We start from the raw sequence: 14,330 nt of genomic DNA on the forward strand, positions 1-14,330 counted from the left end.
TTGCTTGTATCACACGGCAACCTCAGCGGTTCGTGCTTTCAAAAATCTTATCCGCCGATGCTTCGACAAATCCGGGGTAGAGCAACCCATTCGCCATTGGATAACGTTTGGCGAATTCATAAAACCCACCGGGGATCATCTCCGCACTTTCGTTAAAACGCACTAAGACTTTATCGGCCATGGTTGAAGATTGCTCCAGTAACACTTCAGGTGAGCCCTTTACTTCCCCACCCGATTCATTAATGCTAAATCCATGTTGACGCAGATGGTCATTGACCTGTTTTACTTCATGCAGCGCCTTGAGCTGATTCACGCTGACCGTAAAGTGGTTTGCGCCATAGCCATGCGCCGCAAGCCAAGCCGCATACTCGCTCTCTTTCGCTAAAATAAGATAGTCGGCATGGCTTAAGTTCCATAAACGGCCACCATACAGAAAAGCCTCGCCAGATAACGCTTCGGCATCGACCTGAGCCACCAACTTCGCCACAATCGCTTGCAGATCTGGGGAACACTCTTCCACTTTCAGTTCACTGATGAAGACTTTCGGTTGCAAAGGATCAGGATGTTCAAAATGCTTAGCGGCCAGCTTTTTGCTTTTGAATTCGTACTCACCACACGGTTGATAGCCGAGCGCCAGAAACGGCTTCGCCAACGTTTCTAATCCTAGCGGCGCGACATTAAATGTGCGCAGCGCAATGTGGTCATTAATCAGCGGCTCATCTTCTTGTAAGAGTTGATGCACTTTCTCTGCCGATGGGCAGAGGCGCTCAATATAATCATTCCAGAGCGATTGAAATAAAACGGTTGGCGTCATAACGCCTCCTTGTTAGTTCTGTAGCAAGAGTAAGAAATATCAACCTGTGACGAAAAAAGTGCCTACTTGGCTGCGCAGGCACAAAATAAATTATGATTAGAGTTCAACGCCTGGGCTCAAAGTCGCAGGAAGCAATGTTGTCTCCCCCTCCATTGAGGCCATCGGATAAGCGCAATAATCGGCGGCATAAAAAGCACTCGGGCGTAAATTGCCTGAAGCGCCAGGGCCACCAAACGGTGCATCACCACTGGCTCCGGTTAATTGGCGGTTACGATTGACGATGCCCGCACGAATATGATCGACAAAGTAATCCCACTCGTCATCGTCAGTCGAGACGAGTCCAGCGGATAAGCCAAATCGGGTTTCATTGGCAAGTTCTACCGCTTGCACCAAAGTCTGATAACGCACCACTTGTAGCAAAGGTCCGAAATATTCATCATCCGGCAAGCGCTCAATCGCCGTAACATCTATGATGGCCGGTGTGATAAACGCCGCATGCAAAGCGTGAGCTTCAAGTAGACTTTTTCCGCCTAACCCTTGTAAGTGGGCTTGCGCGTTGAGAATTGCTCGTGCTGCCGCTTCCGAAACTAACGGTCCCATAAAGGGGGCTGGCTCAGCAAAGGGCTGATCAATACGCAGCTTGGCCGTTACCGCAACCAGTTTATCGAGCAGTACATCGCCTTTCGTCCCTAGTGGCACATACAAGCGACGCGCACAGGTGCAACGCTGACCACTGCTGATAAACGCGGATTGAATAATGGTGTAGACAGTCGCGTCCAAATCGCCATAGTGATCCGAAATCACCATGGGGTTATTGCCGCCCATTTCCAGCGCCAACATTTTGTCCGGCTGACCGGCAAATTGGCGATGCAGCAGATGCCCAGTATTGGCACTGCCAGTAAACAGCAAACCATCAATCCCGCGTGATTGTGCCAACGCAATCCCCGTCTCTTTTGAGCCTTGAACCAGATTGATCACCCCAGCAGGCAAGCCAGCCTGTTGCCATAACTGCATCAAGACTTCGCCAGTCCACGGCGTTTGTTCGGAAGGCTTAAACACCACGGTATTGCCCGCCAGCAGTGCAGGCACTATGTGTCCGTTCGGCAAATGACCAGGGAAGTTATATGGCCCAAACACCGCCATCACGCCCAACGGCCGATGGCGCAATACCAGCTGATTACCCGCCGATTCACGCACCGTTTCACCGGTACGCTCATGGTAAGCACGAATCGAAATCGCGATTTTTCCGGCGATCGACGCCGCTTCCGTGCGCGTTTCCCACAGCGGTTTTCCCGTTTCTTTGGCAATCACTTGCGCAATACGCTCACTGTTGGTTTTCACTAATTCCGCAAAGGCCAATACCTTTTGTTCACGCTCGGCAAATGGGCATTTTTTCCAGTCTACGAACGCTCGGCGAGCCGCGTTTACCGCGGCTTCCACTTGTTCAACACTGGCACTGTAGCCTTGCCATAAAAGCTCATGGCTATAAGGCGTATGTGATTCCAGTTTTTCACCAGTTCCCGTCACCCAATTACCGGCTATCCAATGTGTCATGGCAATCCCCTACTGCGCCAAAATCCGTAAATAATCCCCAGTGCTCACTTCTAATGCTGCGGCGACTTTAGGCGAGATGATCACCGCGTTATCTTCTTGGCTGTAAGCCGCTTTGGCGGCCGTAGCGCGGAAGTTTTCAAACGAGGTGTTACACATAATAAAATTCTGCGAGCTGGAGTGCTCTGCCACTTCAACAATGGCGCGTACTGAGTGGCGCACCGATTCGATATTGTTCAGCTCACACTCCACGGTTGGGCCCGCATCAAAAATGTCGACATAATTGCGGCAGGTGAAGCCTTCTTTCTCAAGCAATACCAAGGCTGGCCGCGTGTTTTCATGCACTTGCCCTATCACGGCTTGCGCTTCTTTACTCAGCAAGTTGACGTAAATTGGCAATTTAGGCATCAAGTCAGCAATAAACCCTTTCTTACCGATCCCTGTGAGATAGTCGGCCAAGGTGAAATCGATTGAGAAAAAGTGCTCTTGCAGCCATTTCCAGAATGGCGAGTTACCATCGGCATCCGAAACGCCACGCATCTCGGCAAAAATGGTTTTTGAAAAGCGATGTGGGTGTTCTGCCATCATCAAAAAACGGCATTTAGACATCAAACGTCCATTCAAGCCTTGGCGAAATTGCGGACGCAAAAACAGAGTGCAGATTTCGCTGCATCCAGTGTAGTTGTTACCAAACGTCAGCAACTTCACCACATTGTTGACACCCAATTTAGGTGACGAGTGGACTATGGTGCTGATGTGATAGGAATAAAACGGCACATCCCAACCAATTGAGGCTTCAATACCCGTGGTTCCGGCCACTTGCCCAGTTTCAGTATCCACACCCACCATCAAATAGCCTTCATCACCAGGCATTGTGACGTTCGGTTTGCTAAAGCTGTATTCTGAGTGGGTAATACGATTGGTCAGTAGCTCTTGATCTACTGGCAATGATGTGAAGCCATGGCCGGACTCGACAGCGCAGGTATGTAGCGCCTCATAGTCCGCCAGGCAAATCGGACGAACAACCAACATCTTTACTCCCTCCCGATGCGTATTCTCTGCATTTTCGAAAGAGGGCGAACGATTTTAGCTCTCCGTTCGCCCCAGATCCTTGATGCAGTGAGTGATAGCGCAAACCTCCGAGGTTCGCGGTCAGGGCTTGCAGTACAAGCCCATCGCTATCACACCAGTGTGGCGATCGCTTTGTCTAAGCGAGCCATACCTTCTTCTATTTCTTGTTGGCTGATGATTAGTGATGGCGTGAAACGAACGACGCTCGCCCCTGCCACCAACACCATCAAGCCTTGCTTGCCTGCGGCAACCAGAATGTCACGTGCACGGCCTTGCCACTCATCGTTCAGTGCTACACCGAGCAACAAACCTTTACCACGGATCTCTTTGAAAATATGGTATTTCTCATTGAGCTTGGTGAGTTCAGCGCGCATCCACTGCTCACGCAGTTTCACTCCGGCTAGAATTTCAGGTTGGGCAACGAAATCTACCACCGCTTCCGCTACAGCACACGCCAATGGGTTACCGCCATATGTCGAACCGTGTACGCCAACTTTCATGTGCTCAGCAATTTTCGCGGTAGTTAGCATGGCACCGATTGGGAAACCACCACCGAGAGATTTGGCGGTGGCCAGAATATCTGGCGTCACACCAATCCCTTGGTACGCATAGAAATCACCAGTACGGCCATTCCCCGTCTGCACTTCATCAAAAATCAGTAGCGCATTGTGTTTGTCACACAGCTCACGTACGGCTTGTACAAATTCAGCACTAGGCGAAATAATGCCACCCTCACCTTGCAGTGGTTCCATCATTACCGCGCAGGTACGATCCGAAATCTGTGCTTGCAGCGCAGCAAGATCGTTATAAGGCAGGTGAACAATATCGCCCGGTTTAGGACCAAAGCCATCCGAGTAAGTCGCTTGGCCACCCACAGAGACTGTAAAGAAAGTGCGTCCGTGGAAACCTTGGTTAAAAGCAATAATTTCAGATTTATCAGGGCCATACACATCAGCTGCATAACGGCGTGCTAACTTGAGCGCCGCTTCATTCGCTTCTGCACCTGAGTTGGCAAAAAAGACCTTTTCGGCAAAACTCACTTGAGTGAGTTTTTTTGCCAAACGCAGGGCTGGTTCGTTAGTCATTACGTTACTTAAATGCCACAGTTTATTGGCTTGGGTGGTCAATGCTTGGACCATCACAGGGTGGCAATGCCCCAAACAACTCACCGCAATCCCACCAGCGAAATCAATGTACTCATGACCTTGCTGATCCCAAATCCGTGAACCAAAACCTTTTACCGGAATAAACTCCATCGGGTTGTAACAAGGCACCATCACCTCATCAAACGAACCCCGATTCACACTCATTTCCACCGTCATTCCCCATTCCCTCTTGATACCGCAAGCCTAGAGATAAGCAAATCTTCCACAAAATGCCTCTGTGTTAGATTATGTATTTACTCAAAGCATTTGCAGCATTGTATTTACATTTATTTAACCATTTCAATGGTGAAATATCCCGTATCCGATACAGAGCATTGTCAATAGCTCACCATGAGTGGATATTTATGCAACAAAAAAGATTAATTATGAAGTTATTTTTATAAAGAGAAGAAAAATGAATGGCCGAGTCAGGTAAATCAATCACTGGCAGAGATAGCAGAATTCACTATGAATAAGCGCTAAGTCCTAGTGAGTCATTTTAAATATTTGATAGAAAGTAAAAAAAGTGATCGCCATCAGAGGTTGTGACACACAGTGAAAGCATCAAATGATGAAAATGTTCAGGGATTGGACATGATCATAAGATACATCTCACCGCCTTAAGCAAGACGGTGCCTAAAGCTGAAAGAGTGATTTAGCGGCGTAAAAAATTAGCAAGCAATTGGTGACCTTGCTCAGTCTTAATTGACTCAGGGTGAAACTGCACCGCCTCAAGGGCTAAGGTTTTATGTTGGAAGCCCATGATTTCATCAATGCGGCCATCACTGAGCTCAGTCCATGCGGTCAACTCAAAGCACTCGGGCAGAGTGTCATTTTTCACTACCAAGGAATGGTAACGCGTCACCGTTAGCGGGTTATTCAATCCACTAAATAAGCCTTGCCCCGTATGGCTAATGGGTGAGGTTTTACCGTGCATCACTTGCCGAGCACGCACCACTTGCCCACCAAATACCTGTGCGATAGCTTGGTGTCCTAAGCAAACCCCTAAAATTGGCAGTTGTCCTGCAAACGCCTCAACCGCCGCGAGCGAGATCCCCGCTTCATTAGGTGTGCATGGTCCCGGAGAAATCACCAAATGTGTCGGAGCCAGAGCGCGGATCCCATCCAGATCGATCTCATCATTGCGCACCACTTTAACCTGCGCCCCTAACTCACAAAAGTATTGGTACAGGTTGTAGGTGAATGAATCGTAGTTATCGATCATCAGTAGCATAAGCATCCTTCTTGGTGACGAGAAATCAGTGGCATTCTACGAATCTCACCCACACTTTCAATCGAAACCTCCTCATCGCCCCCAACAGCTCTGCAGAAATTTCATTGATTACTAAAGAAAAATATGAAATCAATCACACATAAAACCCAAAATAGCCACCTACACTTTAAGTCACTTGATGCTGTCGAAATGACGGAACTCACTGATCTGCATTTTCTTTATGGCGACCTGACTAATATCGACCAGCATTATTTTAGGCTCACCTAATGTAGGTAAGCCTTAAATCCATTAGGGGGCAACCATGAAAAGAACCATAGTGATCGGTGCAGGCTTAGGGGGAATGTCAGTCGTTTACGAGTTACGACAAAAACTCCCAAAAGATCATGAAGTCATATTGATCAATGAACACAACGAATTTCACTTTATTCCTTCCAATCCTTGGGTTGCCTTGGGGGAAAGAACCAAAGAGCAAGTGGTTTTGGATCTCACCCCTTATGCTAAAAAATTCAAAATCCCTTTTAACCCAACAGGGGTTACGCAAATCTTGCCCGATGAAAAGACCCTACTCGCAGGTGATGGTACCCACTATAGTTACGATTATCTGGTCATCTGCACTGGCCCTAAACTGGCCTTTGAAACTGTTCTAGGGGCAGGACCAGAAACGGGTTATACCCAATCCATTTGTACTGTAGATCACGCAGTAAAAGCACATGAAGCTTATCAAGCGTTAATCGCAAACCCCGGTCCGGTATTGGTTGGGGCAATGCAAGGTGCGAGCTGCTTTGGACCTGCGTACGAATATATCCTGACCTTAGAGAGCCAGTTGCGTAAACTGAAAATCCGCGACAAAGTTCCGATCACCTTTGTTACGAGCGAACCGTATGTCGGCCATATGGGGTTGGGTGGTGTCGGTGACTCAAAAGCACTGATGGAACATGAGTTCCGAGACCGTGGCATCAAGTGGATCTGCAATGCTCGCGCCACGAGCTTCGATCCCGATACCGCGCATTTTGAGGAGCTAAACCGCAAAGGCGAAGTGGATTTTGAACACCATCTGCCGTTCAAAATGGCAATGTTCTTACCGCCTTTTAAAGGTTCTCCCGCGATTGCGGCAGTGCCGAAACTGTGTAACCCAAAAGGTTTTGTCTTCACTGATGAGTTCCAATGTAATCCGACCTATCGCGATATTTTTGCCGCTGGGGTTTGCGTTGCCATTCCTCCGTTAGAAGAAACCCCTGTCCCTGTCGGAGCGCCCAAAACCGGATTTATGATTGAATCCATGACCACCAGTATTGTGGAGAACATTCTCAGTCGGGAAAGAGGCGAGCCGATGTCCACTCGTCCAACCCTGAATGCGGTGTGTCTTGCCGATATGGGTGACAAAGGGGCTGCCTTTGTGGCGCTACCACAAAACCCACCACGCAATACCAACTGGACCTCGATGGGGCAATGGGTACACATCGCGAAAATCGCCTTCGAAAAATACTTCATTTACAAGGTCAAACACGGCACCAGTGAACCGATTTACGAAAAATACATTATGGGAGCCGTTGGAATTCATAGAACAAAATAGCAATGAGTTGTCCTCAACTTGAGGCGGCATTTCGCCGCCTCCTTTTTTGTCCGTTTTTTGTTCATTTTTCCACTTCGCCTCTATTCAATTTTTTCTCGTCAGTTATAATTCGCCGACTTTTTAGACCCCGCTCACGTTCTCTGTTGCCTGTATTTGCAACATCGAATCGGCGGGCGAATAAACATAATTAGGTAGCACACAGAGCAATGACAGTTCAGACTTTTACGCCAAATCAAACCACGACTCTGGAAACGGCGAAAAAAACCATCGCAGAGCAAAGCCAAGGCAGCCAAACGACTGGCAATAAGATTGGTTTTGTTTCCTTAGGTTGCCCAAAAAACTTAGTGGACTCAGAGCGTATTCTGACCCAACTGCGCACCGAAGGTTATGAAATCGTCAACAGCTACCACGATTCTGATGTGGTGATCGTCAACACCTGTGGTTTTATCGACAGTGCGGTACAAGAGTCTCTGGATACCATTGGCGAAGCGTTGAAAGAGAACGGCAAAGTCATTGTGACTGGCTGCCTAGGTGCACGCGAAGATGAAATTCGCCAAGTACACCCGAATGTTCTCGGCATCACAGGTCCGCACGCTTATCAAAACGTGTTGGAGCATGTACACCAATACGCACCAAAACCAGCCCATAACCCGTTTACCAGCCTAGTGCCGGATCACGGTGTAAAACTGACACCAAAGCATTACGCCTACCTGAAAATTTCTGAAGGCTGCAACCATCGCTGTACTTTCTGCATCATTCCATCGATGCGTGGTGACTTAGTCAGCCGCCCTGTGGGTGAAATTATTGGTGAAGCAGAACGCCTGAAAAACGCTGGCGTGAAAGAGCTGCTCGTGATCAGCCAAGACACCAGTGCTTACGGTGTGGATACCAAACACAGCCTAGGTTTTGCCAACGGCTCACCGGTGCGCCATAACATCAAAGCGCTGAGTGAAGAGCTTGGCAAAATGGGCATTTGGGTTCGTCTGCACTACGTTTACCCTTACCCACATGTGGATGAAATCATCCCATTGATGGCGAAAGGAAAAGTGCTGCCTTACTTGGATATTCCATTCCAACACGCCAGCCCACGTGTTCTGAAAATGATGAAGCGTCCGGGGCAAGCGGAGCGCACTTTAGAGCGCATCAAAAAATGGCGTGAAATCTGCCCAGAACTGGTGATCCGCTCCACCTTTATTGTGGGCTTCCCGGGCGAAACTGAAGAAGATTTCCAAATCCTGCTCGATTGGCTGAAAGAAGCACAACTCGACCGCGTGGGCTGCTTTAAGTACTCGCCTGTTGAAGGCGCAGCAGCGAACGAGATTGAAGAGCAAATCCCAGAAGACGTGAAACAAGATCGTTTCGAACGCTTTATGCTAGTGCAGCAAGAGATCAGTGCTGCCAAACTGCAAAAACGCATCGGCAGCACCATGCAAGTGCTGATTGATGAAGTCGATGAAGAAGGCGCGATTGGCCGTACTTACGCCGATGCACCGGAGATCGATGGCTTGGTTTATCTCAACGGTGAAACCAACCTGAAACCGGGTGAGCTGGTTAACGTTGTGATTGAACACGCCGATGAATACGACCTATGGGGCAGCGTGCTGCACGAAGCACAATAATACCTTACAACATTTCAATGCGGCTAACTGGCCGCATTTTTTATGCTCTGAAAACGCCGCGCTTCTCCACAAATCCCTCGCTACACCTATACCCTTCCAACTAGCAATATTGGTTACATTCGTTCTGCCTTGTCATGCTCATGGGGATAAACCCACTTACCGTCTAGCTGCAACTCCAAACCGTTTGGGTATAGATATTGTTTAGAGCATCAGTAACATCCCAGTTTTGATACATTTTATTTTTCACTTCCAGAGAAAAAGTCGTACCGGTCGATATATAAGAGTTTATTCATATGTAATTCATAAATTGTTCTAATCTAGTTTTAACTAATTTCTTACCAAGGAGTGATTATGAAATTTAGATTCATCATATGGATTTTCTTATTCGTTAGCAGCATAGCTCATGCTATGAATACGTGGGATAAGAATACGGTTTATATCGCTGGTGATATTGTGGAGTTGAACAATACCACTTATGTCGCAACTTATTGGAATATAAATAAGCAACCTCAACCCAATGGTAAAAGTTGGGATGGGTGGGTTACTTTAAATATAGAACAGGTCAACGATTGGAATAATTCACAAGCTTATCAAGGTGGACAAATCGTTAAATACCAACAACAGTTTTATCTGGCTCGCTGGTGGAACCAAAAAGCGAATCCTAGCTCTGATAATGTCTGGCTTAAATTAAATATCAATTTGCCGGTTTCTGACCAAGATAAAATAGATGAATTAACTCAGAACCAAATCATTCCCAATTTAGAAAGAGAAGAATCTTTATTGGGCATTGACGATAATCAAAATGGTATTCGTGATGACATCGATCTATTTATCGAATTCCACTATCCCGAACTATCGCAACAAAAAGCCGTACAACAATTGGCGAAAAGTCTGCAAAACTCTCTTTCTGTTGATACGACAGATATTATCTTAGTTAAAAAATCCAACAGAGATAACACGAGAGCCATCAGTTGTATTTATGATCGGTTTAATAGTCCAAGCCAATTAAAATCTCCAGCTAACATTATCCAGGAAATTGAATCTATCACATCAAATACCAAACTACGCTTAACTACTTATTTAGCTTTTAACAAAGCGCTTGATGGAACGACTTGGGCTATTCCAGAAGGAGAAACTTGTGAATAAACTCATTCAGATTATGTTGCAGCATTCCTTAGCGCTTCTGCTGATACTCAGTATTCCCACCTCTGCTGTAGCTCAAACACCTCCTTCTGCCTGCCAAGATAATGGCATTGTCGTTGGTTTTTTTAATGGTGTGCAAAATACAGCTCTTCAAGCCACTATGTCGCTTTTTGAACTCAAGAGTATTCATGGTGTAAAGAATGCACAAGAAGAACCCATCCGTTACGAGCTGTTGTATAACTACACCGCTGGGTTTGAAGATTTTGTTGAAACTTTTGAACAACGCTTGCTCGAACATGGTGCGCTGTTGGAAGGACGTTTTGAACTCTTCTTCGAGGCGATCAGAGGCGATGGCCCATGGTGGCGGAAAATTATTGATACAGTCAGTGGTACAGCAGGTATTCTTGAGGGATTTGTTGAATGGGCTAAGGCAAAAACCATTGCTTTGCTCACAAGCAGTTGGGGAAATCCCCCTACCAATGTCAACTACGCAGAACATAGAGCACGGATTGAAAACTGGGCACTAGAAGGGAAAAAACTACTGTTTGTTGCTCACTCGCAAGGTAACTTATTTGTTAATCCAGCCTATGACTACGCGCTCAGGCTTCTACCTGGAGAATCGATCAGTGTGGTCCATATTGCACCAGCTTCTCCACGTTTATCAGGCCCTCACTCGCTCGCCGATCTCGATCTTGTGATCAACGGACTGAGATTGACGGGGAATGTCGCCGATAACACCGATAGCATCCCAGGCTATTTGCTACGCCCAGCAGGTACCAATGGTAAACGCGATCCATTAGGTCATGGTTTTATCGAAATTTATATTAACGGTGCGCTCTCTGTTGCAAACCGTGTTAATTCACATATCCAACACGCACTAGATACTCTGGTCTCCCCTCCAGCTCAAGCCTCTTCGGGATTTTTCACTGCGACTCTGACTTGGGATGGCCTTGGGGATGTCGATTTGCACACTTATGAACCGAATGGATCACATGTTTACTATTCAAATCTCACAGGATCAACGGGCTATTTAGACGTAGATAATACGGTCGCGAATGGGCCTGAACATTATTTTGCTTCTTGTGATATCAACAAGCTGCAAACGGGAGTTTACACCATCTCTGTCGCTAATTATTCACGGGCTGAAGGCCGTACCGCCACTATCCAACTCTCCTCATGGCGAGATGGCGTACTCGGCACTCGTACCGTTCAACTGGGTTCGGCAACAGGCTCAACTCCTTCGCATACTCTGTTCAAGGTTAACGTAAGCAACGATGCAACAACGGGAGCTTACGACGTTAATATAGAGTAAGGCCAAAACAACTTGGAATTGCAGGTAGGCACAGTAGTGAGTTCATCCCCATGAGCATAGATAATGTAGTTGGTGTGAAACAAACATCATTGCTACGTCAAGTAGGAAAGGGATAAATATAGCCGTTACTCCTGGTTTTAAGCAGTAAAGAGCGCGGTCAACGCCGCGCTCTTTTTCATCAATCAATCGTGTGAAGTACGGCGACGCCAAACACCAAGCCCCAATAGGCCAAGCAGTGCGCCTAAACCTAATGAACCACCGTAGATGTTAAGCTCCAGTACCGCTGGGTCATGATCTGAGGCGCGGAATTGATCCTTGTATTTCGGCAGGTTGCCTTTGAACTCATCGTTGTAGTCAAACAAGGTCGATTCTGCACCGTTAATGTGCCAATCGGTCGCATCCACGACTTTATGTTTCAGGCTTGGGCTAACTAACAGATGATCCAGCGCACCAACTTCATCATTAAATGAGTAGCTCCAACTGTCTGGATGTTTGATGGCAACCGCGTTGAGATAACCGTAGCTGTGTTTTATTTCTGCGCCTGCATCTCCAAACTGCTCCACACCGGCAAGGTAAGTATTGCGTGCTGCGCGAATGGTTTTGCCGTATTTCTCTGGTGTGTAGTCGGTCAGCACCAGCATAGGATCTTCCATGCCGTACGAGTTCATATCGCCGAGAATCACTTTATGCCCATCGATTTTCGCTAGCGCATCACCCAGCGCTACCGCAGCTGCGACACGGAAGTTTTCACACGCGCCTTGGTAATCGAGATCTTTACCTGCTTGTCCGCCTTGCTCAACGGGCGCGGCATCTTCCCAACACGCTGATCCTTTGGACTTGAGGTGGTTGACCGCGACGGTGATTTTCTCGTTACCGCCTTTCACTTTAAAGGTTGGGGCAAGCGTATCACGCTGGTAGTTTTTGCCATCTTCAACCACTTTACCATTGGCATCCACTACCTCTGGTGCTTGCTGACTTGGCATTGGGATGACACGATTTTGCGCCAGCTTCACCACTTTATCGCGGTAGATGACACCTGTGGTGATCACATCGGTACCCAGTGAATCGGCAGCATCGGTTTTGCCATCACCATTCGAATCAATCGCCACAAAGCGGTAGTGTTTTTTCTTATCCGCGATTTGGCTATTGATCTGATTAACCAACTGCGCAATCGCCGAACCTTCACCAAAACCGTTGTTCTCAATTTCCATCAAACCCACGATATCGGCATCCAAACGGACAATCGCATTCACAATCTTGGCTTGCTGCACTTCAAATTCAGCCAGACTGTTGGCGCCACGGTTATCCCCATGTTGGTTAGCATCGCCACCAAACGGCGAGTTGAAGTAGTTAAGTACGTTGAAAGTGGCAATGCGCAGATCGCCTTCATCCAGATCTGGCTTGGCTTGACGCGGCGCATTATGCACCAAATTTTCTGCCGAGATGGTGTTGGTCGCAATCAAGCGATATTCATTATAGCTGTAGCTCACAACCCCTTCGAGGCCTGAAACCGTATCATCAATTCGAATATAGTCTTCGGTTGAACCATCTTGATCGACATCGGTGCGGCCAAATGTTGGGTAATACGGAATTTGCCCATCAGCTGCTTTGGCATCCGATTCCACAAACAAGCGGCGCTGTGCGTTATCCAGCTTCTGTTGCGAAGCTTGCTCTGAACCGGCAGGATGCTGCTGGTTTGGCTGCATATTAATGCGACCTTGTGCCAACACCATATTGTTACGGCGCGAATCATAGTCATAACCAAAAGTGCGAGTCACACGCATATCCAGCTCAGGTGTGGTTTTCACTAGCATGCCTTCGTAGCGCTCTAGCGTCTGGGCAAAGTGTTCATCTGAAGGCAGGATTTCGATGGCTTGCGCTTGTGGCGCAGCTTGCTGGCCTTGTTTCACCCACTGATTGTTTTCCGCTTTGAGCTGCGTCAGGTTGTAATACTCCTGCACTTTGCCCTTCACACACACCACATCACCCGGCGCTAAGTCCGAACTGCTTTGGTTGGTAAACACAAACAGGCCTTCTGAGGTGTTCGGGTTGTAGTCATCTTCCAGCGCTTGCAGATAGAAGCCTTTAGTCAGTCCGGTCGTTACTGCACTCACCACACCTTTAACAAAGAAATCTTCATTGGTGATGTAGGGATAACCTTGGATATAGGGAGAAGTACTGCCTTCACCCTGAATTTGTTGGATGGTGGTAAAGCTTGGCTCAGCCCCATCTAGCGTACAATTGAATGCAGTCGGTGGCGTGGTGGTATCCAGTGCGCCCAGACCATCAATATTGTCTTTGCCTTGGGTCGCCCAATCGGAAGCTTGGTAAGTGGCGCTTGGTGTCAGTTTCGTTCTAGCGAGCGTATTGTCTTTCGCAAAATCCGCCCCGCCCATATTGCCGACCACGTCATGCACACTGCCATCACTATTGAGCAGCGCAATCGGATCATTGCCATTGAAATTGATCACCGTATTGTTGGTGATATCCGCTGCCGCCAGAATCGTACTGCTGGCGCTGCCGTGGGCAAGTACCAACACATTGTGTGCTGTAATCACTTGGCCATCGAGCGGTAAGGTTTTATCCCAAGTGCCGCTGCCGTTGGTCGACATCGCCAGTTGGAAGCCATTCAAGCTCACGGCTTGATCGGAGGTGTTAGCAATTTCAATCGCTTTATTAAAGCTACTGCCTTCAACATATTGAGAAATCAATACGTCGGCATACGTTGGCGCAACTAAGCCAAAGCTGATAGCCAGAGCTAAAGTCGAACGCGTTAAATTCGGGGTTAATCTCATTTCCATGATGCACCTTATCCTCCCTGCTTGATTGTCGATTGGCAAACAGGGTGTGTTGAGTCACTGTTTGTAT

The 14,330-nt window shown here is 47.6% G+C and carries 10 protein-coding genes; 4 read left to right on the plus strand and 6 right to left on the minus strand.

The annotated features are described in order from the left end of the window. Positions 1–22: 22 nt before the first annotated feature. The 5 genes from VOA_RS14990 to VOA_RS14970 all read right to left on the minus strand — a co-directional run bounded on the left by VOA_RS14990 (position 23) and on the right by VOA_RS14970 (position 5,815). A complete protein-coding gene (locus VOA_RS14990; protein ID WP_000189244.1) occupies positions 23–814 on the minus strand; it encodes a DUF1338 domain-containing protein in 792 nt (263 codons plus the stop codon). A gap of 96 nt (positions 815–910) precedes the next feature. Further along, on the minus strand, positions 911–2,368 hold the full coding sequence (astD, locus tag VOA_RS14985; protein ID WP_000150154.1) for a succinylglutamate-semialdehyde dehydrogenase: 1,458 nt from the start codon (positions 2,366–2,368) through the stop codon (positions 911–913). A gap of 9 nt (positions 2,369–2,377) precedes the next feature. Continuing rightward, complete coding sequence (gene astA / locus VOA_RS14980; RefSeq protein ID WP_000962037.1) at positions 2,378–3,397, minus strand: arginine N-succinyltransferase; 1,020 nt, start codon at positions 3,395–3,397, stop codon at positions 2,378–2,380. Between the two features lie 149 nt (positions 3,398–3,546). Then, the gene (locus tag VOA_RS14975) at positions 3,547–4,758 is read right to left on the minus strand and encodes an aspartate aminotransferase family protein (protein WP_000215485.1); all 1,212 of its coding nucleotides are present in this window, start codon (positions 4,756–4,758) and stop codon (positions 3,547–3,549) included. A 478-nt stretch (positions 4,759–5,236) separates the two neighbouring features. Beyond that, positions 5,237–5,815 carry an aminodeoxychorismate/anthranilate synthase component II gene (locus VOA_RS14970; RefSeq protein WP_000925693.1) on the minus strand — a complete coding sequence of 193 codons (579 nt, stop codon included), beginning with the start codon at positions 5,813–5,815 and terminating at the stop codon, positions 5,237–5,239. Positions 5,816–6,116: 301 nt separating this feature from the next. On the opposite strand from VOA_RS14970, the gene VOA_RS14965 reads away from it, so the two are divergent. From VOA_RS14965 to VOA_RS14950, 4 genes are all read left to right on the plus strand, one after another. Then, on the plus strand, positions 6,117–7,388 hold the full coding sequence (locus VOA_RS14965; RefSeq protein WP_009355752.1) for an NAD(P)/FAD-dependent oxidoreductase: 1,272 nt from the start codon (positions 6,117–6,119) through the stop codon (positions 7,386–7,388). A gap of 206 nt (positions 7,389–7,594) precedes the next feature. After that, entirely contained in the window at positions 7,595–9,007 is a 1,413-nt protein-coding gene (gene rimO, locus VOA_RS14960) for a 30S ribosomal protein S12 methylthiotransferase RimO (RefSeq protein WP_000218152.1), read from the plus strand. 351 nt (positions 9,008–9,358) lie between these two features. Continuing rightward, positions 9,359–10,153, plus strand: a complete 795-nt coding sequence (locus tag VOA_RS14955; RefSeq protein WP_000672049.1) for a carbohydrate-binding protein — start codon at positions 9,359–9,361, stop codon at positions 10,151–10,153. Further along, positions 10,146–11,462, plus strand: a complete 1,317-nt coding sequence (locus tag VOA_RS14950) for a hypothetical protein (RefSeq protein WP_009355753.1) — start codon at positions 10,146–10,148, stop codon at positions 11,460–11,462. The genes VOA_RS14955 and VOA_RS14950 overlap by 8 nt, the downstream gene beginning before the upstream one ends. Positions 11,463–11,644: 182 nt before the next feature. On the opposite strand, the gene xds is transcribed toward VOA_RS14950, so the two are convergent. Beyond that, positions 11,645–14,263: a GlyGly-anchored extracellular endonuclease Xds gene (gene xds, locus VOA_RS14945; protein ID WP_000425958.1), complete on the minus strand. Its 2,619-nt coding sequence runs from the start codon at positions 14,261–14,263 to the stop codon at positions 11,645–11,647. Between the last annotated feature and the right edge of the window lie 67 nt (positions 14,264–14,330).

The organism is Vibrio sp. RC586, assembly GCF_000176715.1.
Classification (GTDB): Bacteria; Pseudomonadota; Gammaproteobacteria; order Enterobacterales; family Vibrionaceae; genus Vibrio.